The sequence below is a fragment of the Kitasatospora sp. NPDC085464 genome (assembly GCF_044541955.1).
Classification (GTDB): domain Bacteria; phylum Actinomycetota; class Actinomycetes; order Streptomycetales; family Streptomycetaceae; genus Kitasatospora.
In genome coordinates, this window is record NZ_JBITTM010000006.1 from 50827 (window position 1) to 74799 (window position 23973).

General features: G+C 74.7%; 25 protein-coding genes and 1 pseudogene. 18 read left to right on the forward strand and 8 right to left on the reverse strand.

Annotated elements, in window-relative coordinates:
* The first annotated feature begins 4 nt into the window (after window positions 1-4).
* Entirely contained in the window at window positions 5-1105 is a 1101-nt protein-coding gene (locus ACIGG8_RS07100) for a calcium:proton antiporter (RefSeq protein WP_396546225.1), read from the forward strand.
* Window positions 1106-1755: 650 nt separating this feature from the next.
* On the opposite strand, the gene ACIGG8_RS07105 is transcribed toward ACIGG8_RS07100, so the two are convergent.
* The gene (locus ACIGG8_RS07105; protein ID WP_396546226.1) at window positions 1756-2748 is read right to left on the reverse strand and encodes an LPXTG cell wall anchor domain-containing protein; all 993 of its coding nucleotides are present in this window, start codon (window positions 2746-2748) and stop codon (window positions 1756-1758) included.
* 444 nt (window positions 2749-3192) lie between these two features.
* Here ACIGG8_RS07105 and ACIGG8_RS07110 point away from each other — a divergent pair, with 444 nt between their 5' ends.
* From ACIGG8_RS07110 to ACIGG8_RS07140, 7 genes are all read left to right on the forward strand, one after another.
* Window positions 3193-4476, forward strand: coding sequence for a geranylgeranyl reductase family protein (locus ACIGG8_RS07110; RefSeq protein WP_396546227.1), 1284 nt, complete (start codon window positions 3193-3195; stop codon window positions 4474-4476).
* 224 nt (window positions 4477-4700) lie between these two features.
* On the forward strand, window positions 4701-5357 hold the full coding sequence (locus ACIGG8_RS07115; protein ID WP_396546228.1) for a TNT domain-containing protein: 657 nt from the start codon (window positions 4701-4703) through the stop codon (window positions 5355-5357).
* Window positions 5358-5500: 143 nt separating this feature from the next.
* The gene (locus ACIGG8_RS07120) at window positions 5501-6103 is read left to right on the forward strand and encodes a GNAT family N-acetyltransferase (RefSeq protein ID WP_396546229.1); all 603 of its coding nucleotides are present in this window, start codon (window positions 5501-5503) and stop codon (window positions 6101-6103) included.
* Window positions 6104-6259: 156 nt separating this feature from the next.
* Window positions 6260-6703 carry an HAD family hydrolase gene (locus tag ACIGG8_RS07125; protein ID WP_396546230.1) on the forward strand — a complete coding sequence of 148 codons (444 nt, stop codon included), beginning with the start codon at window positions 6260-6262 and terminating at the stop codon, window positions 6701-6703.
* Window positions 6704-6769: 66 nt separating this feature from the next.
* Window positions 6770-7177, forward strand: coding sequence for a DUF3040 domain-containing protein (locus tag ACIGG8_RS07130; protein ID WP_396546231.1), 408 nt, complete (start codon window positions 6770-6772; stop codon window positions 7175-7177).
* 4 nt (window positions 7178-7181) lie between these two features.
* Entirely contained in the window at window positions 7182-7478 is a 297-nt protein-coding gene (locus ACIGG8_RS07135; RefSeq protein ID WP_350520945.1) for a PRC-barrel domain containing protein, read from the forward strand.
* An 11-nt stretch (window positions 7479-7489) separates the two neighbouring features.
* Complete coding sequence (locus tag ACIGG8_RS07140) at window positions 7490-8074, forward strand: type 1 glutamine amidotransferase domain-containing protein (RefSeq protein ID WP_396546232.1); 585 nt, start codon at window positions 7490-7492, stop codon at window positions 8072-8074.
* A gap of 76 nt (window positions 8075-8150) precedes the next feature.
* Here ACIGG8_RS07140 and ACIGG8_RS07145 read toward each other — a convergent pair whose 3' ends face one another.
* From ACIGG8_RS07145 to ACIGG8_RS07165, 5 genes and pseudogenes are all read right to left on the reverse strand, one after another.
* On the reverse strand, window positions 8151-9005 hold the full coding sequence (locus tag ACIGG8_RS07145; protein ID WP_396546369.1) for a DNA ligase: 855 nt from the start codon (window positions 9003-9005) through the stop codon (window positions 8151-8153).
* A 108-nt stretch (window positions 9006-9113) separates the two neighbouring features.
* Window positions 9114-9983, reverse strand: a pseudogene (ligD, locus tag ACIGG8_RS07150) (non-homologous end-joining DNA ligase); the annotation flags it as partial.
* A gap of 102 nt (window positions 9984-10085) precedes the next feature.
* Window positions 10086-10445 carry an MmcQ/YjbR family DNA-binding protein gene (locus tag ACIGG8_RS07155; RefSeq protein WP_396546233.1) on the reverse strand — a complete coding sequence of 120 codons (360 nt, stop codon included), beginning with the start codon at window positions 10443-10445 and terminating at the stop codon, window positions 10086-10088.
* A 4-nt stretch (window positions 10446-10449) separates the two neighbouring features.
* Window positions 10450-10875 carry a VOC family protein gene (locus ACIGG8_RS07160; protein WP_396546234.1) on the reverse strand — a complete coding sequence of 142 codons (426 nt, stop codon included), beginning with the start codon at window positions 10873-10875 and terminating at the stop codon, window positions 10450-10452.
* A 42-nt stretch (window positions 10876-10917) separates the two neighbouring features.
* Entirely contained in the window at window positions 10918-11814 is an 897-nt protein-coding gene (locus ACIGG8_RS07165) for a helix-turn-helix domain-containing protein (RefSeq protein ID WP_396546235.1), read from the reverse strand.
* Between the two features lie 202 nt (window positions 11815-12016).
* Between ACIGG8_RS07165 and ACIGG8_RS07170 the strand changes: the two genes are divergently transcribed.
* Entirely contained in the window at window positions 12017-12451 is a 435-nt protein-coding gene (locus ACIGG8_RS07170; RefSeq protein ID WP_350520940.1) for a CBS domain-containing protein, read from the forward strand.
* 219 nt (window positions 12452-12670) lie between these two features.
* On the opposite strand, the gene ACIGG8_RS07175 is transcribed toward ACIGG8_RS07170, so the two are convergent.
* Complete coding sequence (locus tag ACIGG8_RS07175) at window positions 12671-13567, reverse strand: helix-turn-helix domain-containing protein (protein ID WP_396546236.1); 897 nt, start codon at window positions 13565-13567, stop codon at window positions 12671-12673.
* Between the two features lie 154 nt (window positions 13568-13721).
* Here ACIGG8_RS07175 and ACIGG8_RS07180 point away from each other — a divergent pair, with 154 nt between their 5' ends.
* Window positions 13722-14306, forward strand: a complete 585-nt coding sequence (locus ACIGG8_RS07180; RefSeq protein WP_350520938.1) for a pyridoxamine 5'-phosphate oxidase family protein — start codon at window positions 13722-13724, stop codon at window positions 14304-14306.
* A gap of 70 nt (window positions 14307-14376) precedes the next feature.
* Here the strand turns inward: ACIGG8_RS07180 and ACIGG8_RS07185 are convergent, their stop codons facing one another.
* Window positions 14377-14772: a transglycosylase family protein gene (locus ACIGG8_RS07185; RefSeq protein WP_350625143.1), complete on the reverse strand. Its 396-nt coding sequence runs from the start codon at window positions 14770-14772 to the stop codon at window positions 14377-14379.
* A gap of 666 nt (window positions 14773-15438) precedes the next feature.
* Between ACIGG8_RS07185 and ACIGG8_RS07190 the strand changes: the two genes are divergently transcribed.
* The 8 genes from ACIGG8_RS07190 (at window position 15439) to ACIGG8_RS07225 (ending at window position 23837) form a co-directional block, all read left to right on the forward strand.
* The gene (locus ACIGG8_RS07190) at window positions 15439-15873 is read left to right on the forward strand and encodes a universal stress protein (RefSeq protein WP_396546370.1); all 435 of its coding nucleotides are present in this window, start codon (window positions 15439-15441) and stop codon (window positions 15871-15873) included.
* Between the two features lie 111 nt (window positions 15874-15984).
* Window positions 15985-17439 carry a PLP-dependent aminotransferase family protein gene (locus tag ACIGG8_RS07195; RefSeq protein ID WP_396546237.1) on the forward strand — a complete coding sequence of 485 codons (1455 nt, stop codon included), beginning with the start codon at window positions 15985-15987 and terminating at the stop codon, window positions 17437-17439.
* A 236-nt stretch (window positions 17440-17675) separates the two neighbouring features.
* Window positions 17676-18188 carry a hypothetical protein gene (locus tag ACIGG8_RS07200; protein WP_396546238.1) on the forward strand — a complete coding sequence of 171 codons (513 nt, stop codon included), beginning with the start codon at window positions 17676-17678 and terminating at the stop codon, window positions 18186-18188.
* A gap of 610 nt (window positions 18189-18798) precedes the next feature.
* The gene (locus tag ACIGG8_RS07205) at window positions 18799-20205 is read left to right on the forward strand and encodes a family 2B encapsulin nanocompartment shell protein (RefSeq protein WP_396546239.1); all 1407 of its coding nucleotides are present in this window, start codon (window positions 18799-18801) and stop codon (window positions 20203-20205) included.
* 270 nt (window positions 20206-20475) lie between these two features.
* On the forward strand, window positions 20476-21351 hold the full coding sequence (locus ACIGG8_RS07210) for a hypothetical protein (protein WP_396546240.1): 876 nt from the start codon (window positions 20476-20478) through the stop codon (window positions 21349-21351).
* A 108-nt stretch (window positions 21352-21459) separates the two neighbouring features.
* Entirely contained in the window at window positions 21460-22233 is a 774-nt protein-coding gene (locus ACIGG8_RS07215) for a hypothetical protein (protein ID WP_396546241.1), read from the forward strand.
* 153 nt (window positions 22234-22386) lie between these two features.
* Window positions 22387-23025, forward strand: coding sequence for a class I SAM-dependent methyltransferase (locus tag ACIGG8_RS07220; RefSeq protein WP_350520933.1), 639 nt, complete (start codon window positions 22387-22389; stop codon window positions 23023-23025).
* Window positions 23026-23249: 224 nt separating this feature from the next.
* The gene (locus ACIGG8_RS07225; protein ID WP_350520932.1) at window positions 23250-23837 is read left to right on the forward strand and encodes a TerD family protein; all 588 of its coding nucleotides are present in this window, start codon (window positions 23250-23252) and stop codon (window positions 23835-23837) included.
* Window positions 23838-23973 lie beyond the last annotated feature (136 nt).

A 23973-nucleotide genomic window follows, 5' to 3' on the forward strand; every position in this document is an offset into this window, starting at 1 on the left:
CGGCATGATCACGAAGCTCCGCGCGGCTGCCGTGCAATGGACCGTCGTCGTTCCGGTGGTGTCGTTCGTCGTCCTCGCCCTGACCTGGCACGAGGACCTGCCCGGCTGGGTGGTGGGCGTGGTGGCCTGCTTCCTGGTGGGCGCCGTGCTGGCCGCCGTGCACCACGCCGAGGTCATCGCGCACTGGTCGGGGGAGCCGTTCGGATCGCTGGTGCTCGCGGTGGCGGTCACCGTGATCGAGGTCGCGCTGATCGTGACGCTGATGGCCGACGGCGGGGACAAGTCCGCCACCCTGGCCCGGGACACCGTGTTCGCCGCCGTGATGATCACCTGCAACGGGATCCTCGGCCTGTCCATCCTGGTCGCCGCGGTCAAGTACCGCACCGCCGTGTTCAACGCCGAGGGCACCGGCGCCGCACTGGCCTGCATCGCCACCCTCGCGACCCTCAGCCTGGTGCTGCCGACCTTCACCACCAGCTCGCCGGGGCCGCAGTTCTCGACCACCCAGCTGGCGTACGCGGCCACCGCCTCGCTCGTGCTCTACGGACTGTTCGTGACCACCCAGACGGTGCGGCACCGGGACTACTTCCTGGCCGTCACCCCCGAGGGCCGGGTGCTGGACGAGGAGGACCACGCGAGCCCGCCCACCCTCCGGGCCGCCGGGGTCAGTCTGCTGCTGCTCGCCGTCGCGCTGGTCTCGGTGGTGGGCCTGGCCAAGGGCGTCTCGCCGACCATCGAGAAGGCGGTGGACGACGCCGGACTCCCGCACTCCGTCGTCGGCGTGGTGATCGCCATGATGGTGCTGTTGCCGGAGACCATCGCGGCGCTGCGCGCGGCCGTCCGCAACCGGGTGCAGACCAGCCTCAACCTGGCCCTGGGGTCCGCGCTCGCCAGCATCGGCCTGACCATCCCGGCGGTCGCGATCGCCTCCGCCTGGCTGTCCGGCCCGCTCGTCCTGGGCCTCGGCCCGGCGCACATGGTGCTGCTGGCGCTGACGGTCGTGGTGGGCATCCTCACCGTGATCCCGCGCCGGGCGACGCCGCTGCAGGGCGCGGTGCACCTGGCGGTGCTGGCGGGGTACGTGGTGCTGGCGGTGAACCCGTGACGGCCGGTCGGCCGTAGTCCGGGGTGGAAGCTCCTGGCCCGTTCCCCCGTGGGCCAGGGGCTTCCGGTCTTTCGGAGCCGGAGCCGGAGCGGGAGCCGGAGCCGGAGCCGGCGTCGGCGTCGGTTGAGCGGGCGGACCGGGCGGTGAACCGCCGGCGGCAGGTCGTCCGTTCTGGAGGGCGGAAGCCCCTGGCCGGTTCCCCCATGGGGCCGGGGGCTTCCGCCCTCCGGAACCGTGGCCGTGGAGCCCGTGGAGCCCGTGGCGTTCGTAACGCCGTGGCATTCGTGGTGCCGGCGGTGAACCCCGGGCGGCGGGCCGGCCGTCGATCAGATCGAGGGCCCCTGGTCCCACCCCCGTGATCCGGGGCCCTCGTCGTCGTCGGCGACGCCGTCGGCCGTGGCCCGCGCGGGCCACGGGCGCCGCCGTACGACACGGAGCCCCTGGCCCCGCGGCTGCTCGCGGGGTCAGGGGCTCCGTGGTGCCGCGGCTCAGACGCGGCGGGTGCCCGGGGCGGGGTCAGCGCCCCGGGCGGGCTCGGTGTCACGGGGCAACAGCTGCCCCCGGCACCAGGTGCATCGGCACCGAGTGCCCGGCATCCGGCGCCCCGCCTGAGGCATGCCCGGGGACGGGCGCGCCCAGGCGGAGGTGCCTCAGGCCGAGGTGCGGCGACGGCGGGCGAAGACCACCGCGCCCGCGCCGGCGGCCAGCAGGACGGTGCCGGCGCCCGCGTACAGCAGGGTGCCGTCGCTACCGGTGGTGGCCAGCTTCTTGCCGTCCGAGGGGGCGCCCGGGATCGGGGTGGGGACGCTGACCTTCTTGGGCAGCGGCAGCGGCGCGTCCGGGTTGACCGGGGTGTCGGTGGTCGAAATGTGCACCGGCACGGTGGCGGTCGGCGGGGTCGACGGGCCCGCGCTCGGGACGTCGGTGGGGGCGGCGGTCGGCTCGCCGGTCGCCGGGGCGGTGGCCGCCGGGGTGGTGGGCGTGGCGGTCGGGGTCTCCGACGGCTTCGCGGTGGCGGTCGGCGTGGCCGGGGCCGAGGGCGTGGCCGGAGCGGACGGGCTGTGCGCCGGCGTGGTCGGCACGGAGGTCGGGCTGCCGGTCGGGGCCTTGGTGGGCGTCTTGGTCGGGGTCGGCGTCCCGGTCGGCGAGGGCTTGCCGGTCGGGGCCGGGGTCTCGCCGCCGCAGTCGACCTTGAAGACCTTCTGCTTGGGGTTGTTGAGCTTGGTGTCCTCGGGCAGCTCCCCGTCGACCAGCTCGACGGACTGCCAGTACAGCTTGTAGTGGCCGTCCGGCAGGTGGATGTCCTCGGTGCGGACGTGGCCGTGGCCGTCGACCGGGATGTCGCCGTACGCGACGAGCTTCTCGTGCGGGCCGCCGCCGACGGTGGTGATCGCCCAGACCACGTCCTGGTTGGCGTCGAAGCCGAAGGAGTCCAGGTAGAAGGTGCAGACCTTGGGCTCGTTGCGGACGTCCTCCTGCCCGGTGGCGGCGTCGTGGATCTTGACGGTGCCGTTGTTGCCGGGGGCACCACCCTTGCCGCCGCCACCGGCGACGGCGTGCGCGGCGGCGGGGGCGAGCAGCATCAGGGCGGCGGCGGTCGGGACGGCCACCAGGGAGCGCGCGGCGGTGGAGCGGATGTGCATGGGTGTTCCATCGGGTACGGCAGGCCGGGACGCACCTGCGCGGTGGGAGGGAGCCTCTGGTCGGCCGTTCGGCCGGAGCCGGTGCCGTACGACGCGAGGGGCACAAAAGTTCCCGCAGAGAGAAACGTGACGCAAGGGAGGTTTGGCCGAAATGCGTTGCTCTGGTCGGTTGGTCCCGACTAGTTCGTTACAACGATCCGATCACCCCGTTGTCATGGAATCGTGTGCACTCCAGTCGGTGAGGCGGTCGGCGCCGGTCAACTCCTGGACCCGATCCGGCGGGTGAACCCGTGACACCGACGTGGCCGGTATTGACCGGTCCCCGGGCGCGGCCTGCGTGTCGGGGCGGCGGGCGGGCGCCAGGTTTCTCTATCGTCCGTCTGGAACCGCCCAGTCCGCTGACTCCGCTGCACGTGCAGCCGAGCCGACCCGTGGGAGAGTGCGATGCCCGGCCCCGAGCAGACCGCCGAGGAGAGCGCCGACGTCATCGTGGTCGGCGCCGGCCCGTCCGGCTCCACCGCTGCCGCCCACCTGGCGCGGACCGGCCTGGACGTCCTGCTGCTGGAGAAGTCCGCCTTCCCGCGCGAGAAGGTCTGCGGCGACGGCCTCACCCCGCGCGTCGTCAAGCAGCTGACCGACCTCGGCATCGACGTCTCCGAGGAGGCCGGCTGGCTGCACAACCGGGGCCTGCGGCTGATCGCCGGCCGGCGCTCGATGGAGTTCGACTGGCCCGAGCTCTCCGCCTTCCCCGGGTACGGACTGGTGCGCCGCCGCGCCGACTTCGACCACCTGCTCGCGCAGAAGGCCGCCTCCTACGGTGCCCGGGTGATCGAACGCGCCAATGTCGCGGGCCCCCTGGTCGACGAGCGGACCGGCCGGATCACCGGAGTCACCGCCAGGCTGGGCGAGGACCGCCGGCCCGTCGCCTACCGGGCCCCGGTCGTGGTCGCCGCCGACGGCAACTCCACCCGGCTGTCCGTCGCCATGAAGCGCTACCGCCGCACCGACCGCGCGATGGGCGTCGCCTACCGGACGTACTTCACCACCCCGCGCCACGAGGACCGCTACCTGGAGGCCTGGCTCGACCTGCGCGACCCGAGCGACCCGACCCGGCGCCTGCTGCCCGGCTACGCCTGGGTGTTCGGCATGGGCGACGGCACCGCCAACGTCGGCCTCGGCGTCCTGGACACCGCCGGCACCGACGTGGACTGGCGGGAGCTGCTGCGCCGCTGGTGCGAGGAGCTGCCGCCCGGGTACGGCTACAGCCCCGACGGCGTCACCGAGCCGATCCGCGGTGCCGCCCTCCCGATGGGCCTCAACCGCCGGCCCCACTACGCGGACGGCCTGTTGCTGGTCGGCGACGCGGGCGGCACGGTCAGCCCGGGGACCGGCGAGGGCATCGCCTACGCGATGGAATCCGGCCGCTACGCCGCCGAGACCATCGTCCAGGCCCTGGCCCGCCGCACCGACCGCGGCCGGGAGCTGGCCCTGCGCGCCTACCCGCGGACGCTGCACTCCGCCTACGCCGGTTACTTCGCACTCGGCCGCCTGGCCGCCGACCTGCTCGGGCGGCCCAAGCTGCTCGGTGCCGCCGGGGCCGCCGGACTCGGCCGCCCGGCGCTGCTGAAGGTGGCGTTCCGGCTCATGGTCAACCTGACCGAGCCCAACTCCAAGGACTCCCTCGACCGGCTGCTCCACCTGCTCGGGCGGGTCGCGCCGGGGCGCTGACGGCGGGGCCGCCGAACCGCCCATCCTCGCGGGTGGGCGGTCGTCGTGTCACGGGTTCGGTCGAATCGGCCGAGGTGAACGGGCTGCTGCCAGGGTCATGTTGACGAATGATCAGGTGATCCGATTGCCTGGTGTCGAATCAGCCACGAAGAGTGAGCGGAACGCCCCTCCGCACACCCCTCCGCGGCTCCCACCCGACCGCCGACCCGTCCGACGGAGACCCCGTGCGCCTTCGCCTTCGCCTGCTCGTCGCACCCCTCGCCGCGGCCGCCGCCGTGCTCGCCCCGAGCATCCCCGCCGCCGCGGCCGCCCCGTCAGCCGCCCCCTCCGACCAGTGCTCCGCCGCCTTCCACCACGACGACGCCCGCCTCGGCCCGCAGGACCTGCCGACCACCGGCCGCGTCGGCCGCCAACTGACCGGCTACCGGCGCACCGGCGGCGCGAGCGAGCAGGCCTTCCTCGCGCACTACTACGACGCGACTGCCAACGGCGGCAAGGGCGGCTGGATCTACCCGCCCGCCGACGGCTACGTCACCCTGCCCGACGGCAGCCCGATCGAGTTCGACATCACGCTCCACCCCAACCAGAACATCGACCGCTACGGCAGCGAGTACGGCTCCTTCCTCGCCCCCGAGGGCCTGCCCTACGCCAACCGTGCGATACCGCCGCAGAGCCTGGACGGCAATCCGCCGGCCGCCTGCAACTACCACGACTACAAGGTGGTCAAGGCGTTCACGGTGCACGCCGGCCCGATCGCGCCCTGGTTCGACCAGCCCGGCTGGGGCCTGCAGTACCAGCTCGACGCGGCCCTGCTGCCCGCCGGCCCGGCCAGGCTGAACGTCCTCTGGCTGGTGGAGAACGGCTACCTGGCCCGGATCTGAACCGCCGTCATGACCGCTCGGCGCGGGGGCCCGGCGCCCTGCGCCGCGCGGTCACCCCGTCCGTCGGCGCGCGTGCACTCCGCCCGGCGCCGAACCGGATTAATCGTTGGCGGCCCCGGGCGAGCGGACGATAGGAAGAGCGGGTGACCACCACCAGCGACCCCACCATCGACCGGCGCGTCTTCCGCCCCGCCGTCCTCGACCTCGGCGACGCCCTGCTGCGCCCCTGGGGGCGGGCCCTCGACGTGCCCGGCGGGATCGTCCCCGCGCTCGTCGCCGCGTCGACGGACCCGGAGATCGCCCGCTGGAACCCGCTGAGCGCCACCGATCCGGCCGCCGCCGAGGCCTACCTGGACCGCTGCGACGTCCACTGGGCCGACGGCACCATGGCCGCCTTCGCGCTCACCGACGCCGCCGACGGCACCCTCCTCGGCAACGCCTTCCTGCGCTGGAGCAACCAGGCCGACGGCGTCGCCATGATCGGCTACTGGCTGCTCGCCGCCGCCCGCGGCCGGGGCCTGGCCACCCGCGCGGCCACCGCCGTCACCCGCTGGGCCGTCGAGACCGCCGACGCCCGCCGCATCGAGCTGTTCCACGCCGTCGGCAACGACGACTCCTGCCGGGTCGCCGAGCGCGCCGGCTTCCCGTACGAGGGCACCCTGCGCGCCTCGTGGCGCTTCGAAGGGCGCGACCACCAGGACGAACACCTGCACGCTCGGTTGGCCTCGGACCCCTTCGCCGACTAGGGCCGCCCCACCCGGGCGCGGTCGCTCCCGTCCCGCCGCGGTGCCCGTTGCACCGCTCCCGGAAGCCCCGGTCCGGCAGGCAGCGCGCCGGGCGGAGGAGCGGCCTAACCTGGAAGGGCGCATACGGCGCGTGGCCTGCGAACGGAAGCGGTGGCCATGACGGTGATCTCGGCGGCTCTCTTCGGTACCGACTGGCGGCCCGCGCCGCCCGGTGGCGCGGACCTGCTGCGTGAGTGCGCCGCCCGGGGCTGGACGGTCGTGCTGACCGGGCCGGGACCCGCCGGGGCCCCGGCCCTGACCGTGGCCGACCCCGGGACCGATCCGGTCCGGGCCGCGCTGGACCTGCTGGACGGCACGCCCTCGCACGCGGTGGCCGTCGCGGGGAGCGTGCGCGAGGTACGGGCGGCGTGGCGGGCCGGAGTGCCGTGCGTCGCCCTGGAGACCGGCGGGGACGCCGGTCCGGAGCTGCGGGCGGCGGGCGCGGCAGAGGTCCACCGCGACGCCGCCGCCCTGTTGCGCGTCCTGGACGACAGCCTGCTGGCCCGTCCCCGGGCCTTCGGACCGGTGGGCACCGGAACAGGCGGTGCCCGGAACGGTTAGCGCCGGCCCGCACCGGGAAACCGAGCCGGTGCGAGCACGTCACCGGAAGTGTCGGAGGTGACCGAGATGGACGGTCCCGCTTTGAGCGGATGGGAGCGTCGGCTCCTTGAGGAGATCGAGTCCGATCTGCGCCAGGACACGCGGCTCGACCGGAAGCTGAGCACGATGGGCGCCAAGCGGCCCAGCCGGGTCCGGCGCGTGCTCCGCGCCGTCGGGCGCCGGGCCACCGCGGGGGTGGTGCTGACCGTCCTGGTGATGACGGCGATCTGCCTCGGCGTGGGCGCGCGGACCCCGACCACCGCCGTGCTGGCCGCGCTCGCCGTGGTCTGGGCGGCCACCGTGGCGGCCGCGGTCGCCACCTCGGAGCTGCTGCGCCGTCGCAGTGCCGCCCGCGAGGGCCGGATCGAGACCGCCGAGGCGGAGGAACGCCGCGAACGCCGTGAACGGCGGCCCTGGGACCGACCGGAGGCGTGACGCGATGACCACCGACCTCTGGGAGCACCGCCCGGGCTCCCATCCCGCCGCCGACCCGGGCCTGGTCGGGTACGAGGTGCAGGCCACCGACGGCCCGGTCGGCACGGTCGAGCAGGACACCGGGGACCACCTGCTGGTCGACGCCGAGCCCTGGGTGCCGGGCACCCGGGTGCTCGTCCCGGTCGGCGCGGTCGCCCGGGTCGACCACCTCGTCCTCGCCGTCCACCTCGACTGCCCGCGGGCCAGGCTCAGCTCGGCTCCGCCCGCCGCCGTCGACCTGACCGCCCCCCGCCCGCGCTGAGGCCCGGTGCCATGCCCTGGCCGTCCACCACGCTCACGGGCCGGACGATCGCCTTCCTGGCCGCGCCGTACGGGGTCGAGCAGGCCGAGCTGACCTCCCCCTGGCAGGCCGTCGCCGAATCCGGCGGCACGCCGCGCCTGCTGTCCACCGCGAAGGGCCGGGTCCAGGCCGTCCGGCACCGCGCCCCGGGCGACACCTTCGCGGTGGACGCCCTCGTCGCCGAGGCCGACCCGGCCGACTACGACGGCCTGATCCTGCCCGGCGGCGTCGCCAACCCCGACCACCTGCGCCTGGACCGCCCGGCGGTCGCCTTCGTGCACGCCTGCTGCGCCGGCGGCCGCCCGGTCGCGGCGATCTGCCACGCGGCCTGGACCCTGATCGAGGCCGACGCCGTCCGGGGCCGCACCCTCACCTCCTGGCCCAGCCTGCGCACCGACCTGGTCAACGCCGGCGCCCACTGGGTCGACGAACCGGTCCACGTCTGCCACGACGGGCCCGGCCCGCTCGTCACCAGCCGCAAGCCGGTCGACCTGCCGCTCTTCGAGGACGCGCTGGTCACGGAGTTCGCCCACGCCACGGCCAAGCGGCACAGGTAGCAGCGGCACCGGCGGGGAAGCGACGGCGGGCAGCGAGCGGCGGGACCACAGGCGGCCCCATCGGCGGGGAGCGGTCTCAGTCGCCCCGGAGGCGGACGAAGGTGGCGCTCGGCGGGCGGCCGGTGAGGGTGAGTTCGGCGCGCAGCGGTGCGGTCAGGGGGTGGACCGGGCCGTGGTCGGGGTCGGTGCCGGCCGGGCCGAGGAGGGGGCGGACGACGTCGGCGACCTCGCGGGACTGGACGGGGGTGAGCCGGGGGGTCGTCAGGAAGACCCGGCCGTCGTCGAGCCGGAGGACCAGCGCGTGCGGGTGGGCGGCCGGGCCGGTGACGGCGCTGACGGTGGCGTCCAGGGTGTCGCTGCGGCGGTACTTGACCCAGACCCGGCCGGCGCCGCTCGGCCGGTAGGGGGAGGCGGCGGCCTTGCAGACCAGGCCCTCCACCCCGGTGTCGGCGAGCTGCTCCATCCACTCCATCGCCTCCGCCCGGTCGGTGGTGGCCAGCACCGGCCGGACCGGCGGCGGGACGTCCGCCAGCGCCGCGAGCAGCAGCCGGCGGCGGTCGGTGAGCGGGAGCCGGCGGACGTCGCGGCCGGGCAGGGCCAGCACGTCGAAGGCGATCAGGCCGAGCGCGACGTCCGTGGCGGCGGCGCGGGCCCGGCGGGTGCGCAGCAGTTCACCGAAGGCGAACCGGCCGCCGCGCCAGGCGACCAGCTCGGCGTCCAGCACCAGCCCTTCGGGCAGCCGGGCGACGGCGTCGGCGATCGGCGGGAACTCGGGGGCGAGGTCGCGTCCGCTGCGGGACTGCAGGACCGGCGGGCGGTCGCCGCGGGCGAACGCGACGCAGCGGAAGCCGTCCAGCTTCAGTTCGTACTGCACGCCACCGCCGCCCAGTCCGTCGGCGGGCGGCACGGCGGTGACGGCGGCGGGGCGCATCACCTCGACGGGCGGCTGCAGGACCTGCCGCACCTCGCGCGCCCGCCGGGCTGCCGGCTGCCCCGTCCTGCCGCGTGCCGACTGCCGCGGCGCGGCCGCGGGGGTGGTCGGCAGCGGGCGGGCCTGCTCCGGGGCCAGCAGCGGGGCGAACAGGTCGCCGTCGGCGGCCAGCCGGTCCGGGACCTCCGCGAGGGTGAAGGTCAGGTCTCGCTCCCCGCCGGCCCGCTCCAGCTCGGCCCAGGACAGCGGGGTGGAGACCGTCGGCAGCGGCCGGGCCCGCAGGGTGTACGGCGCGGCGGTGGTCTTCTTGGCGTTGTTCTGCGACCAGTCGACCAGCACCCGGCCCCGCCGCCGGGCCTTGGCCATGGTGTGCACCGCCAGCTCCGGGTGCTCGGCCTCCAGGGCGGCGGCGAGCTCCTTCGCGTACGCGGAGACCCGGGTGCTGGGCGTGGGCTCGATCGGGACCAGCAGGTGCAGGCCCTTGGAGCCGGAGGTCTTCACCCAGGCGGTGAGGCCGTCCGCCGCCAGCCGCTCGCGCAGCAGCAGCGCGACCGCCCGGCAGGTGAGGACGTCCGCGCCCTCGCCCGGGTCGAGGTCCAGGACCAGCCGGTCGGCGAGGGCGGGCGCGGCCGCGTGCCACTGCGGGACGTGCAGCTCCAGGCAGCCCAGGTTGGCGACGGACAGCAGCGCCGCGCCGTCCTCCAGCACCACCTGGCGCAGGTCCCCGGTGTTGCTCGGGACCTCGACGGTGCGCACCCAGCCGGGGGTGCCCGGGGGCGGGTTCTTGGCGACGAAGACCTCCGCCTCGACCCCGTCCGGGCAGCGCAGGAAGGAGACCGGGCGGTCGCGCAGGTGGGGGAGCAGCGAGGCGTGGACGGCGGCGTAGTAGCGCAGCACCTCGCCCTTGGGGGTGCCGGTGCGCGGGTAGTACACCTTGTCGAGGTGGGAGAGCGCGAGGGTGCGCCCGTCCACCGTCATCTGCGGCACGGTCCGTCTCCGAAGCCTCCGGTGGGTGGCCCCCGCAGTCAGTCTGCCGCGGTTCGGCGGTCACCGCCCGGGGCCGGCGCCCGGGGCCGGCGGTCACCCTCCGGGGCCGACCAGCGCGTGGGCGTCCGCGACCAGGTCCTCGATCCGGGCCCAGTCCGGCGCCGGCCCGTCCAGGTACACGCCGAGCCAGCCCCGGTGTCCCACGTACGGCGGCCGGAAGTAGCGGTCGGGGGCCTCCGCGACCAGCCGCTCCTGCGCCCCGCCGGGCGCCGCGCACCAGAAGCCGAGCCGGTCGTCGTGGTGGTGGTCCGAGAGCATCACGAACACCCGGGCCCGGCGGCCGGAGCCCGCGAACCAGGTCGGCTCCCCGTGGCTGACCCGCTCCTCGACCTCCGGCAGCGCCAGGCAGAGCGCCCGCAGCCGGTCCACCGGCCCGCGGGCCGTCCCGGGCACGGCGCTACCCCGCGGCGGGCCGGGGCGCGCCCGGGTAGGTGCCGAAGTACCAGCGGTTGCCCTCGGGGTCGGTGGCGGCGAAGTCGCGCGAGCCGTAGTCCGTGTCGTGGAGCCCGGTGGTGATCCGGGCGCCGGCGGCCACGGCGCGGGCGTGCAGGGCGTCCGGGTCGGCGGTGACCACGTAGGCGGTGAAGCCGCCCGGCTTGCCGGGCCAGGGCGAGTCGCCGTCGGGCGTCTCGCGGTCCGAGCCGAGCATCACGCCGCCGCCCTCGGGCCAGGCCAGCTCGGCGTGGGCGACGAACTCGCCCTCACCGTAGGCGACGACCTCCCGGAAGCCGAAGGCCCCGACCAGGAAGCGGATCAGCGCCCGGGCATCGGTGGCGCGCAGGCTGGGCCAGACCTGCGGGGCGGGGGTCTCGGTGGCGTCCATGGCTCTCTCCTCGGGATCGGCTCGGGTGGGTGCGGGAATCCGCTACGCCTCCCACTCTGCGACCGCCCCGGCGGCGCCGCCTTGGACGTTTCGGAACTTCGCCGCGTCCGGGCCCTCCGCCGCCAGCCAGGCGCTCGGCGCCGCCCCGGCCAGTGCGCGGAACTCGCGGGCCAGGTGCGCCTGGTCGAAGTACCCGCAGCGCACGGCCAGTTCCGCCAACCGGGACGGCGGGTCCGGGGCGGCCAGCAGGTGCCGGGCCCGGTCGAAGCGGATCACCCGGGCGGCGGCCTTCGGCGTCAGCCCGGTCTCCCGACGGAACCGCTCCTGCAGGTGGCGGGCGCTCCAGCCGGTCTCCCGGGCCAGCGCCGCCACCGGCAGCGCGCCGCCGCTGCGCCGCAGGGCCCGCCAGGCCCAGCCGACCTCGGGCGGCACCTGCCCGGACGGCCGGGCGGCCCGCAGCAGCGCCCCGTCCAGCACGGCGAACCGCTCCTCCCAGGTCCGTGCGGCCCGCAGCCGGTCCTGCAGCTGCGGGCCCAGCCCGCCGAGCACCTCGTCGGCGGGGACGTCGATCCCGGCCAACTCCCCGGCGGGCAGGCCGAACAGCGCCCGGGCGGCGAGCGGGTGGACGGCGATCTGCACGCCGGACTGGGCACCCTCGTGGGTGATCAGCGCGGGGGTGGTGTGCAGGCCGCCGAGCAGGGTCGGGTAGCTGCCGGGCGGCTGCGCCGGGTCGGGGTGGCCGGCGATCACCAGGGGTTCGTCGAGGGTGAGGATGAAGGTCAGGTGGGGGGAGGGCAGGCCGCGGTGGACGGCGGGGGCGAGGCCGCGCTGCCGGTAGCCGGAGTACCAGGCCACGTACGGGCGCAGCGCGGTCGCGGGCCGGGCCCGGACGGCCTCGTCGACGGTCCCGGCACCGGGCCCTGCGGTGTCCGTGGTCACCCTCCCAGTATCGGCGCTCCCACGGGCCGGGCGCCGGGTCGCCGAGCCGGCGCGGCTGCCGCCCCGGCGGGTCCGGCGCGGTCGCGGACCGGCGCGGCGTTGCTTATGGTGAGGGCGCGGTCACCCCGTTCGCGCCCGTGTCGGGCGCGGGGGCGCGCCGTTCCGGGGGGATGCGGGGGGAACCACCGACGAAGGAGTCCCCGTGACCACTGCCCGAGACATCATGCACACCGGCGCCCAGTGCATCGGCGCCCACCAGACGCTGGCCGAGGCCGCGATGATGATGCGCGACAAGAACGTGGGCGCGTTGCCGATCTGCGGCGACGACCAGAAGCTGAAGGGCATCATCACCGACCGCGACATCGTGCTGCGGTGTATCGCCGAGGGCAAGGACCCGTCCAAGATGACGGCCATGGACCTGTCCGGCCACCTGCACTGCGTGCGCGCCGACGACAGCATGGACATGGTGCTGCGCAAGATGGAGCAGCACCAGATCCGGCGCATCCCCGTGATCGACGGGGAGCGGCTGGTGGGCATGATCAGCGAGGCGGACCTGGCGATGGGCCACCGCGACGGCCAGCGGCTGACGGACCAGCAGATCATCGACTTCATGGACAGCGTCTACATGAAGCAGTGACCCGCCCGGTGGCCCGCCGCCGTGATGCGTCGCGGTGACCCGACGCGATGACCTGACGCAGTGACCGGGCTCGGCCGCCACCGAGCCGAGCCCCGGCCCCGTCCGCGCCCGTGACCGGCCGGCCCCCCGTGCCGGCCGGGCTCTTCGAAGGTGCCGGACGGGGCCGCCGCGCGTCTTGTAAGAATGCGCACGCGTTCCGGAGCGGGCCGGGGGCCCGGCTCAGGCCGCGCCGGGGTCGAGGAGGGCGCTGGTCACCCGCCCCGCCACCCGGTCGGTGGGCTCGGGCAGGGTGCCGGTGCCGGTGCGGGAGGCCAGGAACTCGCGCGGCGAGCAGCCGACCATGCCGCGGAAGTTCCGGTCGAGGTGGGACTGGTCGTAGTAGCCGCAGAGCACGGCGAGGTCGGCGCCGGTGGGGCGGTCCGCGCGGGCGGCCAGGACGCCGAGGGTGTGCTGGAGCCGGAGGATCCCGGCGGCCTGCTTGGGGGCCAGCCCGAGGTGCTCGCGGAAGCGCAGTTCCAGTCGGCGGCGGCTCCACCCGGTGCCCTCGACCAGGGTGTGGATCGGGACCATCCCGTGCGAGCGCCGCAGTCGGTGCCAGGCCCAGCGGACGGACGGCTCCCAGTCCGGGCCGTACGCGAACAGCGCGGCGAAGTAGCCGTCGAGCATGGCGAACCGGGCGGGCCAGCTCGGGGTGTCGGCGAGGCGGTCGGTCAGCGCGCGCAGCCGCGGACCGAGGACGTCCCCGGGCTCGGCCCACTGTCCGCCGAGGTCGCCGGCCAGCGGACCGAACGCCCGGAAGGCGCCCTGCGGGGTGAGCGAGACGGCCAACCCGTGCAGGACGCCCGAGTGTTGGGCGATCGTCGCGGTGCGGCGCAGCCCTGCCACGACCGATCCGAAGGAGGCGGCGGGCGCGGGGGAGACGGCGTCGGTGAGGCGCATGCTGCCCTCGAAGGCGAGGGCCACCGTGACCACGTCGGTCGGCACTTCCAGTCGGCGGCGCGGCTGCCGCAGGTCCAGCCGGTAGCCGCGGTAGCCGAGGACGTACCGGCGCAGCGGTACGGCGGGTGTGCCGAGGACCATCCCCGGCGCGGTCGGCGGGACGGTGCTCCGGGACATATCGACTCCCGTGCTGGGCGGGGTGGGTGACATGTACGCAGCCCATTCTAGGGCCCGTCCTCGAAGTCCCCGGGCGGGCCGACGGCAGGTCAGGTGGGTCTCACGGAACGGATTCTTCTTTCCCGCCAGTCGAGATGCGAGCACAATTGCGTACATGGGAAAGCAGTACGAATCGATCGACGGCCGACTGCGCGCCTTCATCGAGCGCCAGCCGGTCTACTTCGTGGCGACGGCCCCGCTGGCCGCCGACGGGCACGTCAACCTCTCGCCGAAGGGCCGTTCCGGCACCCTCGCGGTGATCGACGAACTCACCCTCGCCTACCTGGACTTCGGCGGATCGCAGGCCGAGACCGTCGCCCACCTGCGGGAGAACGGCCGGATCACCCTGATGTGGTGCTCCTTCGAGGGGCCGCCGACCGTGGTGCGGGTGCACGGCACGGGCGAGGCGGTCTTCCGGGACGACCCGCGCTTCGCCGGGCTGCTCGGCCACTTCGACCCGGCCGCCGACGGGTCGGGCCTGCGGGCGATCGTGCTGGTCAAGGCCGAGCGGGTGAGCGACTCCTGCGGCTACGCGGTGCCGTTCATGGACTACCGCGCCGACCGCGACCTGCACGCGCAGTACTTCGACCGCAAGGACGAGGAGGAGTTCGGCGCCTACTGCGAGCGCAAGCCGCTCGTCGGGACCAGCCTCGACGGGCTGCCCGCCCTCCCGCTGCCGCTCCCGGCCCGGCCGGCCTGACGGGGCCGGAAGGCGCGGGGACGACGAAGCCGCCGCACCCTGTGGGGGATGCGGCGGCGGCGTGGTGGTCCTACTTGCCCAGACCGGCCTTGACGGAGCAGATCGGCCAGGCGCCCGGGCCCTGGGCGGCGAGGACCTTCTCGCCGATGGAGATCTGCTGGTCCTTGGTCGCCAGGTCGGCGCGCGGGGCGAAGGAGGTGCCGCCGAAGGCCGCCCAGGTGCTGGAGGTGAACTGCAGGCCGCCGTAGAAGCCGTTGCCGGAGTTGATGGCCCAGTTGCCGGTGGCCTCACAGGCGGCGACCTTGTCCCAGACGCCGGCCGGAGCGGCGGAGGCGCTGGTGGCCGTGACGAGGCCGGCCACGGGCAGGGCGGTGAGCGCCCCGGCCATCAGAGCCATCCGGACGCGGTTGCGGCGCTTCGGGGTGGCAGTGGTGGTGGCAGCGGCGGTCTCGTTACGGAAGGTCATGGAGTTCCTTTCGGAGGGTTGCGAGCGCGCGGAACCAGGCCCTCGGAAGGCCGGTGGTTTCGGGGACACGTCACTCGCGTGGTTCGGCACCGTTCCGGCTCGGTGGGCGGGCGGTGAGGCCCGTCCGGAGCGGATCGCTCGGTGCAACGGGTTCGAAGTTACGGGTCCGGTCGGGGCCGATTCAAGGATTCGAAGGTTTGGGCACGTCAGAGGCCTGTTACCGGAAGTAAGGATCAAGGAATTGTGATGATTTCGCCTGATTTCCACCCATTTCCAAGATCAAACCCCCCGGTGAAGTGGCCCGGGCCACAGCGAAAGTGCTGTGAGGCCGCGCACATCGTCGACAGCGCGTGACGGCCCGCCCGCCGCCGGTGCCGGATCCGCCGTGCCCGCCGCCGTCCCGGGTGGCCCGCACCACACGGCTCACCCGGAGTGCCCCGGGCGCTCACGCACGGTGCCGCGCATAGCCTCGTGGCCATGAGCAAAGAGAGCGATGCAGCGGGTGCGGCGGGCGCGGGGGCCGCGGATGCCGGTGCGGGAGGGACGGGCGGGGCCGCGGTGCCGACCGGATCGGCCGGACCGTTCGGATCGGCCGGACCGTTCGGATCGACCGGACCGTTCGGAGCCGAGGAGCACGAGGCCGCGGCAGCGCCGCAGGGCTTCGAGCTGGGGACCGACGGGCCCAAGGTGATCCTGGCGGGGCTGGACGGCTCCGACTCCTCCTGGCGCGCCACCGCCTACGCCGCCGGACTGGCCCGCCGGCAGGGCGCCGTCCTCGCGGTGGCCTACATCCAGCCGATCCTCGCCGCCGCGACCGCCCTGGCCGGGGCCGCGGTGGAGGAGACCACCCAGGAGGTCGCCGAGGAACTGCTGACCGCCCTGCGCGAGGCCGAGGTGCGGGTGCGCGAGGTGTGGAAGGTGGACTGGCGGTTCCTGACCATGCGCGGCGACGCGTACGGCGGGCTGGCCAAGCTCGCCGACGAGCTGCGCGCCGACGCCGTGGTGGTCGGCGTCTCCGAGCAGGCCGGGCACAAGGTGATCGGATCGGTGGCAGTCCGACTGGTGAAGGCGGGCCGCTGGCCGGTGACCGTCGTCCCCTAGGTATGGATCGGCCGGACGTCGGTGGCTCCGGGCCCGGTGGAACTGGGGCCGGAGGGCCCCGGGCCGACCGGCCGCAGGGCGGGAGCGGGGCGGCGGGTAGGGTGCGTGAACATGACGGACACGCGGGGCACGCACCTCTCCGAGCCCGCCCACCCGACCGGCAGCGACCTGCACCTCGACCTCCCCGCCACCGGCGGCCGCCGCGCCGCGCTGATGACGGCCCTGCGCGAGGCGATCCGCAGCGGCAGACTGGCACCCGGCACCCGGCTGCCGCCCTACCGGACCCTCGCCGCCGACCTCGGCCTCGCCCGCAACACGGCCGCCGAGGCCTACGCCGAACTCGTCGCCGAGGGCTGGCTGACCGCCCGTCAGGGATCCGGCACCGCCGTCGCCGAGCGGGCCGAGCCCGTCCCCGCCACCCGGGCCCGCCGCCCCTCGCGCCGCCCCGGGCCCCGGCACGACCTGCGCCAGGGCCAGCCCGACGCCGCCTCCTTCCCCCGCACCGCCTGGCTGGCCGCCGCCCGCCGGGCCCTCACCGCCGCGCCCAACGAGGCCTTCGGGCCCGGCGATCCGCACGGTCGGCGCGAGCTGCGCACCGTCCTCGCCGACTACCTGGCCCGCGCCCGGGGGGTGCGCACCGACCCGGACCGGATCGTGATCTGCTCCGGCTTCGCCCACGCGCTACGACTGCTCTTCGACGGCGCGCGGCCCGTCCTGCCGCCCGCCGAGACCGGCCCGCTGGCCGTCGAGGCGTACGGACTGGGCTTCCACCGCGGGCTGCTGGCCACCGCCGGGGTGACCGCCGTCCCCTTGCCGATCGACGAACAGGGCGCCCTCGTCGACGAGTTGGTGCAGCACGGGGACGTCCGCACGGCCCTGCTCACCCCCGCCCACCAGTTCCCCACCGGCGGCCCGCTGCACCCGGGCCGCCGCGCCGCGGTGATCGACTGGGCGCGCGGCCGCGGCGGGCTCGTTCTGGAGGACGACTACGACGGCGAGTTCCGTTACGACCGCCAGCCGGTCGGCGCCGTCCAGGGCCTCGACCCCGAGCGGGTGGTCTACCTCGGCAGCGCCAGCAAGAGCCTCAGCCCCGCGCTGCGCCTCGGCTGGATGGTGCTGCCGGACCACCTGGTCGACCGGGTGCTCGCCGCCAAGGGCGAACGCGAGGGCTGGGCCAGCGCGCTGGACCAGCTGACCCTCGCCGAGTTCATCGACTCCGGCGGCTACGACCGGCACGTGCGCCGGATGCGCCGCCGCTACCGCGAGCGCCGCGACCAGCTGGTGGCCGCGTTGGCGGCGAGCGCCCCGCACGTCGAGGTGTCCGGCATCGCGGCCGGCCTGCACGCCGTGCTGCGGCTGGAGCCGGGCACCGAGCGCTCGGTGCTCAAGGCCGCCGCCTACCGGGGCCTGGCCGTCGACGGCCTCGCCGACTTCCGGCACCCGGCGATCGCCCCGGCGGCCATGCCCGTCGTCGACGGACTGGTGGTCGGCTACGCCACTCCGCCCGACCACGCCTACCCGGCGGCGCTCGCGGCGCTCTGCGACATCCTGCCGCCGCCGGCCTGAACGGGGCCGGAGGCGGCGGCCGGTGGCGGGGAGCGGAGGAGCCGGGGACCGGTGGAGAGGCAGGGCGCCGGGGCCGGCGGACGGGCCGGGCGGCGCGAAGCATAGGCCCCCGGACGTCCGGGCGGGGCAGTGACCGGACCGACCGGTCCGCCGCGTCCGCTCGCCGCTCCTGCGTCGGTACGGAACCGGGCAGCGGCGGGCAACCCCGGCGGTGCCCCGGCCTACGCTCCATGGTCATGCGCAGAACACATCCGATCCGCGCCGCGCTCGTCGCGTGCCCGGCCCTCGTCGTCGGTCTGCTCCTCGCCGCGGCTCCCGCCCGGGCCGACTCCCCGCTGCCCCTCACGGTCGTCTCCGACCGGCAGACGACCGTCCGCGGCGGCGAGTTCACGCTCACCCTGACGCTCGGCAACCCGTACGACACCCCCATCCAGTTCGTCTACCAGAGCGTCCAGGAGACCTACGGGACCAGCCTGGAGACCGGCCTCAGGTTCACCGAGACGGCCTGCGGCACCCAGACCAACGGCTGCAGCGACAATGTCCACGGCGGCATCGCCCGGTACGACGTGCCGCTCGGACCGGGAGCGAGCAGCACCTTCACGGTGACCTACGCCATCGCCCCCGACTCGGCCTGCGGGGACGCCACCCGGATCGACTTCTACTCCTACCTGTACTACGAGTACAACGGAGGACTGAACAACAACTCGGGCATCGTCGACGTCCCCGGCACCCAGGTCGCCTGCGCCTGATCACGAGCGCCCCGACCGGCCCCGGCGTCCGACCCCGGCGTCCCTCCCCGGCGTCCCTCCCCGGTGCACACCCCACTGCGCATCCCCGTGCCCCCGTCAGGTGCCGGCCTCCCCCGTGCCGGCACCTGACGGGCTCTTCCGCGCGGCGGTGGCGGGCCCGGCGCCCGGTGGGCCCTGGTGGGTCGGGCGGTTCGGTTCGACCCCGTACGGCACCGGCCGTAGAAGCCCCGAAGCGGGTCCACCGGTGTGCCGGGTTGACGCCGGGCGGTGGGCTCCGAACCGGCCCGCGGGGTCGTGGCCTGGACGGGGGAGCCGTTGGCAGAGCGGCGAACCGCCGGGGTGAACGGATGTTCCTCCGGTCCTCGGCGTGATGGGGGCGGACCGCGCGAGATTCACCCTATCGGGGGGTACTGGGCGTCCGTACGGGCTCGGCTGGGCCCTGGTGATCTAGGGTTCCGGAGGGGCCGCCGCCGGACGGTGGCCTCACTCGCGATACTTCGCCAACGCCCCCACCAGTCTACGGATCTGATGATCCGTCACGGCATGTGCCCCAGGGCGGTTCGTATGGCCCTGGCCGCGTGACCCGACCACAGGAATGGAGACCCTGCCGATGCCCGTGGACACGAGCCCGGAGACAGAGCAGGTCAAGCAGCAGAGCCTTGCGACGGCCGCTGCCCGCAACCTTGCCACCACGACCAAGTCCGCACCGCAGATGCAGGAGATCACCTCCCGCTGGCTGCTCAAGGTGCTCCCCTGGGTGCAGGCCGCCGGTGGCGCGTACCGGGTCAACCGCCGGCTCACCTACGCCGTGGGCAACGGCGTGGTGGAGTTCATCAAGACCGGCTCCCAGGTCCGGGTGATCCCGGCGGAGCTGGGCGAGCTGGCCCTGCTGCGCGGCTACGAGGACGAGGACGTGCTCACCGCCCTCGCCGACCGCTGCCAGCAGCGGGACTTCGGCCCCGGCGAGGTGCTCACCACCCAGGGCGAGGCGGCCGACCGGATCTTCCTGATCGCGCACGGCAGGGTCAACCTGGTGGGCACCGGCAAGTACGGCGACGAGACCGAGATCGGCGTGGCCGCGGACGGCGACCGCTTCGGCGACGACGCGCTGCTGAACCCGGACGCCGCCTGGGACTTCACCGCCAAGACCGCCACCTCCGGTGTCGCCCTCACCCTGTCCCGGGCGGACTTCGTCGCCATCCGGGACAACGCGCCGAGCCTCCAGGAGCACCTGCAGGCGTTCCTGGCCCTGCCGCTGCAGGCCCAGAACGAGCGCGGCGAGGCCGAGATCGCCATGTCGGCCGGCCACCACGGCGAGTTCGAGCTCCCCGGCGCCTTCGTGGACTACGAGCTGAAGCCGCGCGAGTACGAGCTGAGCGTCGCGCAGACCGTCCTGAAGATCCACACCCGGGTCGCGGACCTGTACAACCAGCCGATGAACCAGACCGAGCACCAGCTGCGGCTGACCATCGAGGCCCTGCGCGAGCGGCAGGAGCACGAGATCGTCAACAACCCGGAGTTCGGCCTGCTCAACAACGCCGACTTCGACCAGCGGATCCAGACCCACTCCGGCCCGCCCACCCCGGACGACCTGGACGAGCTGCTCAACCGCCGCCGTGACCCCGACTACCTGCTGGCCCACCCGCGGACCATCGCCGCGATCGGCCGCGAGTTCAACGCCCGCGGTCTGTACCCCACCCACGTCGACCTCGGCGGGCAGCAGGTGCCGGCCTGGCGCGGGGTACCGATCCTGCCGTGCAACAAGATCCCGATCACCAAGGAGAACACGAGCTCGATCCTCGTGATCCGTACCGGTGAGGACAACCAGGGCGTGATCGGTCTGCACCAGACCGGCATCCCGGACGAGTACCAGCCGTCGCTCTCGGTCCGCTTCATGGGGATCGACGAGAAGGCGATCATCTCGTACCTGGTCAGCGCCTACTACTCGGCCGCGATCCTGGTGCCGGACGCCGTCGGCGTGCTGGAGAACGTGGAGATCGCGCACCGCCGCCACTGATCGCGCACAACAACGGGCGCGGGCCGTAACCGGCCGGGCTCGATGATCGTTTGACCTGATGACGGACGGCCCGCCCCCCGGAAGGCGGGCCGTCCGGCTGATCGCGTCCGATCGTTTCTGGTTGTGCCCGATCGACTTCTGATCGGGGAGCGACCGCTGTCGGCCGTTCCGCCGGTCCTACGGCGATCCGTCGACCGGAGCCCTACCGGTCCGGTCCCGATGCGTTCCGCCCGTTCCGTCCCCAGGTGACCCGAGAGGTGCGTGGAGCCCATGTCCCAGCGTCGGCAGTTACGACGGATACCGCTGCACGGCGGTGGGGCGGCGGCCTCCGGGCGGCGGGCGCGGCTGGCCGGTGCCGCGGTCGGCGTGGTCGCGATGTGCGCACTGGTCACCGGCGCGACCGCGTCCGGGGCCGAACGCCACGGAGGGCACCCGCACGGCACGTCCGTCGACACCTGCGTCTGCACCCGGACCGACGTGTCGGTGTCGGTGGGGCCGGGCGGCAGCGTGGGCGTCGGGGTGGGCGTGGACGTCCAGGTCGGCGTCAGCGTCGCCCCGAACGCCGGCACCGGACACCACGACGACCACAAGCCCCCGGCCGGGCACCACCACCACCCGCACCCGTGTCCGACCCCGACTCCGACCCCCACGCCGACGCGTACGCCGACCCCGACCCCGACCCCGACTCCCACGCCGACGCGTACGCCGACCCCGACCCCCACTCCCACGCCGACGCGTACGCCGTCGCCGACCGCGACACCCACCCCCACGCCGACCCCGCCGTCGCCCCCCGCGCCGCCGCCACCCGCGCCCGCGCCTGCCGCCCCGCCGCCGCCCGCCCCGGCCCCGCCGCCGCCCGCGCCTGCCGATCCGCCGCCGCCCGCCGTTCCCGCGGCCCCGGTCCCGGCGGCCCCGAGCCCCGTCCCGTCGAGCCCGGCGCGCCCGAGCGCGCCGTGGCCGGCCCCCGCGCCGCGACCGGCGTTCCGCGCCCCGGCGGCGCTGCCGGTGGCGATGCCGCAGCGCCACCACGGCGCCCCGATGACCACCACGCTGCTGCTGATCATGGTGCCCGGTGTGCTCGCGGCGGCGGCCCTCCGCCCGGGTCGAGGCCAGGGCCGAGGCCGAGGCGGTTCGGGCCGGTCCTGACCGGCCGCGGCCCCGCCGCCCGCCGTCCGATCCTGCGACGTCCGTCGGCCCGGGCCTGCCCAGACCTTTTTCGTTTCGTCACAAGCCAAGCCAGAGAAGGGAGTTCCCATGTCCGAGTGGGTGGCGTTGACCATCGCCATGGCGTCGGCCTGTGCCGTCGTGGTGGCGGTGGTCCTGCTGAGGAACCGCCGGGTGGGCGCCGCAGAGGAGAACACCGACGAGACCCCGGACGTCATCGAGTACATCACGATGATGATCGGGGTGGTCTACGCGATCGTCCTGGGCCTCGCCATCGCGGGCGTCTGGGAGGCGCGCGGCGTCGCCCAGGACGACCTGTTCCGCGAGGCGCAGTCCCTGCGCGATGTGAGCGACCGGGCGGTGGTCTACCCGGTCGAGTTCCGCGACCAGGTCCGGGCCGACGTGGACGCCTACGTCACGTACGTGGTGAACACCGAGTGGGACTACATGCGCGAGAACGGCGGGATCTCCGAGAAGGGCGACCAGTTGCTGCAGAAGCTGCAGACCGACGTCGCCACCCGGCCGCCGGCCTCCGACCTGGAGTCCCAGGCCTACCAGCCGATCATGGACCGGATCAGCCAGGCCTCCGAGGCCCGCCAGGCGCGTGGTCAGAACGCCGGCTCGACGATGCCGGGGATCGTCTGGTTCGGACTGATCGGCGGTGCGGTGGTGACCGTCGGCATGCTGTTCGCCCTGCAGATCCGGCGCACACCAAGGGAGTTGACGCTGGCGCTCTGCTTCAGCGTGCTGATCGCCTTCCTGCTGTTCATGATCTGGGACTTCGACGACCCGTTCGCCCGCAGCGTCTCGGTGACCACCCAGCCGTTCGAGGACCTCTTCCCGTCGCTGGACCTCAAGGGCTGATCCCCTCCGGGAGGGGCCGGCCCCGGTGCTCCCGGGCATCGGGAGAATCCGGGCGGGCGGACGGCCCACGCGGACCGTCCGCCCGCCCCCTCTCCGTTGCGGCCGCCCGGTAGGTTGACCCGTACCGGCAGGCCCCCGAACGGAGGACGCGCGATGGACAGCCAGGACTGGGACGACCGCTACGCCGCGAGCGAACTGGTGTGGGGCACGGCACCCAACCAGTGGGTGGTCCGCGAACTGACCGGCCGCACCCCCGGCCACGCCCTCGACCTGGCCGCCGGCGAGGGCCGCAACGCCATCTGGCTGGCCGCCCAGGGCTGGGAGGTCACCGGACTGGACTTCTCCGCCGTCGCGCTGGAGCGGGCCGAACGGCTCACCGCCGACCTGCCCGACGAGGTCGCCGACCGGCTCACCTGGCGCCACGGCGACGCCCGCGCCGTCGAGGCCCCCGTCGGCGGCTACGACCTCGTCCTGGTCGCCTACCTCCAGCTGCCCGCCGGGGACCGCCGCACGGCGCTGCGCCGCGCCGCCGACGCGCTCGCGCCCGGCGGCACCCTGCTGGTCGTCGGGCACGACCTGAGCAACCTCACCGAGGGCGTCGGCGGGCCGCAGGACCCGGCCGTGCTCTTCACCCCGGAGGACGTCCTGGCGGACCTCGCCGACCTCGGACTGCGCACCGTCCGCGCCGAGCGCGTGCACCGTACGGTCGGTGGCGGGTCCGGGCACAGGGGTGGGGGTGCGGGTGGCGTCGCGGTGGACGCGCTGGTACGGCTGGAGCGCGGCGCCGGGTGACGGTGCTCCCGGCCCGGCGGCTTAACCGGATGCCGGATGCCGGACGTCGGATGCCGGATGCAGGGCCCCTGGCCGCTGCTTCCTCGGTGTACGGACCGTTGTCGGGGGTGAGGCGCGGGGGCGTGCGGGGTAGGGGTGCTCCCAGGGCGCCGTCGGATGATCACAAACTTTCTACAGTGCTGTAGATTCGCGGCACGCGGCGGTGGCAGAACGAGGAGGGCGCGATGAGCGTTTCGCTGGCCAAGGGACAGAAGATCAGCCTGGAGAAGCCGGGCGGTGGTCAGCTGAGCCTGGTCCGGATGGGGCTGGGCTGGAAGGCGGCGGAACGCAAGGGCTTCCTCGCCAAGCTGCTCGCCGCAGGCCGGGAGATCGACCTGGACGCCTCGGCGGTGCTGTTCGCCCAGGGTCGTCCGGTCGACGTGGTCTTCTTCCAGCACCTCACCAGCAACGACGGCTCGGTGCGGCACAGCGGGGACAACCTGGTCGGCGGCTCCGGCAACGCGACCGACGACGAGTCGATCACGGTCAACCTGTCGACGGTGTCGGCCGAGGTCGACCAGATCCTCTTCACCGTCAACTCCTTCACCGGGCAGACCTTCCAGGAGGTCGAGGCGGCCTTCTGCCGGCTGGTGGACGAGACCACCGGCGCCGAGCTGGCGCGCTACACCCTCACCGGCGGCGGCCCGTACACCGCGCAGATCATGGCCAAGGTGCAGCGCACGGGGACGGGTTGGCAGATGACCGCGATCGGCCAGCCCGCCACCGGGCGGACCTTCCAGGACCTGATGCCGGAGTTGGTCAAGCACCTCTGATGCTCCCGCGGGCGCGCACCCGACCCGTGCGTCCACCCCACCTGCCCGACGGGACACACGACAACCGGACGCGACGGGGGCGCGGTTCCGCACCGGGAACCGCGCCCCCGTCGGGCACGTCGTCAGGGCGCGTCGT

What these genes read in the sequence shown, in the direction of transcription:
- ACIGG8_RS07200 (WP_396546238.1), top strand. Translation starts at nt 17,676, where the DNA reads ATGCGCAGAACACATCCGATCCGCGCCGCGCTCGTCGCGTGCCCGGCC.
- ACIGG8_RS07130 (WP_396546231.1), top strand. Translation starts at nt 6,770, where the DNA reads ATGGACGGTCCCGCTTTGAGCGGATGGGAGCGTCGGCTCCTTGAGGAG.
- ACIGG8_RS07180 (WP_350520938.1), top strand. Translation starts at nt 13,722, where the DNA reads ATGGGAAAGCAGTACGAATCGATCGACGGCCGACTGCGCGCCTTCATC.
- ACIGG8_RS07125 (WP_396546230.1), top strand. Translation starts at nt 6,260, where the DNA reads ATGACGGTGATCTCGGCGGCTCTCTTCGGTACCGACTGGCGGCCCGCG.
- ACIGG8_RS07215 (WP_396546241.1), top strand. Translation starts at nt 21,460, where the DNA reads ATGTCCGAGTGGGTGGCGTTGACCATCGCCATGGCGTCGGCCTGTGCC.
- ACIGG8_RS07110 (WP_396546227.1), top strand. Translation starts at nt 3,193, where the DNA reads ATGCCCGGCCCCGAGCAGACCGCCGAGGAGAGCGCCGACGTCATCGTG.
- ACIGG8_RS07135 (WP_350520945.1), top strand. Translation starts at nt 7,182, where the DNA reads ATGACCACCGACCTCTGGGAGCACCGCCCGGGCTCCCATCCCGCCGCC.
- ACIGG8_RS07225 (WP_350520932.1), top strand. Translation starts at nt 23,250, where the DNA reads ATGAGCGTTTCGCTGGCCAAGGGACAGAAGATCAGCCTGGAGAAGCCG.
- ACIGG8_RS07105 (WP_396546226.1), bottom strand. Translation starts at nt 2,748, where the DNA reads ATGCACATCCGCTCCACCGCCGCGCGCTCCCTGGTGGCCGTCCCGACC.
- ACIGG8_RS07205 (WP_396546239.1), top strand. Translation starts at nt 18,799, where the DNA reads ATGCCCGTGGACACGAGCCCGGAGACAGAGCAGGTCAAGCAGCAGAGC.
- ACIGG8_RS07175 (WP_396546236.1), bottom strand. Translation starts at nt 13,567, where the DNA reads ATGTCCCGGAGCACCGTCCCGCCGACCGCGCCGGGGATGGTCCTCGGC.
- ACIGG8_RS07100 (WP_396546225.1), top strand. Translation starts at nt 5, where the DNA reads ATGATCACGAAGCTCCGCGCGGCTGCCGTGCAATGGACCGTCGTCGTT.
- ACIGG8_RS07140 (WP_396546232.1), top strand. Translation starts at nt 7,490, where the DNA reads ATGCCCTGGCCGTCCACCACGCTCACGGGCCGGACGATCGCCTTCCTG.
- ACIGG8_RS07145 (WP_396546369.1), bottom strand. Translation starts at nt 9,005, where the DNA reads ATGCGCCCCGCCGCCGTCACCGCCGTGCCGCCCGCCGACGGACTGGGC.
- ACIGG8_RS07160 (WP_396546234.1), bottom strand. Translation starts at nt 10,875, where the DNA reads ATGGACGCCACCGAGACCCCCGCCCCGCAGGTCTGGCCCAGCCTGCGC.
- ACIGG8_RS07195 (WP_396546237.1), top strand. Translation starts at nt 15,985, where the DNA reads ATGACGGACACGCGGGGCACGCACCTCTCCGAGCCCGCCCACCCGACC.
- ACIGG8_RS07220 (WP_350520933.1), top strand. Translation starts at nt 22,387, where the DNA reads ATGGACAGCCAGGACTGGGACGACCGCTACGCCGCGAGCGAACTGGTG.
- ACIGG8_RS07185 (WP_350625143.1), bottom strand. Translation starts at nt 14,772, where the DNA reads ATGACCTTCCGTAACGAGACCGCCGCTGCCACCACCACTGCCACCCCG.
- ACIGG8_RS07210 (WP_396546240.1), top strand. Translation starts at nt 20,476, where the DNA reads ATGTCCCAGCGTCGGCAGTTACGACGGATACCGCTGCACGGCGGTGGG.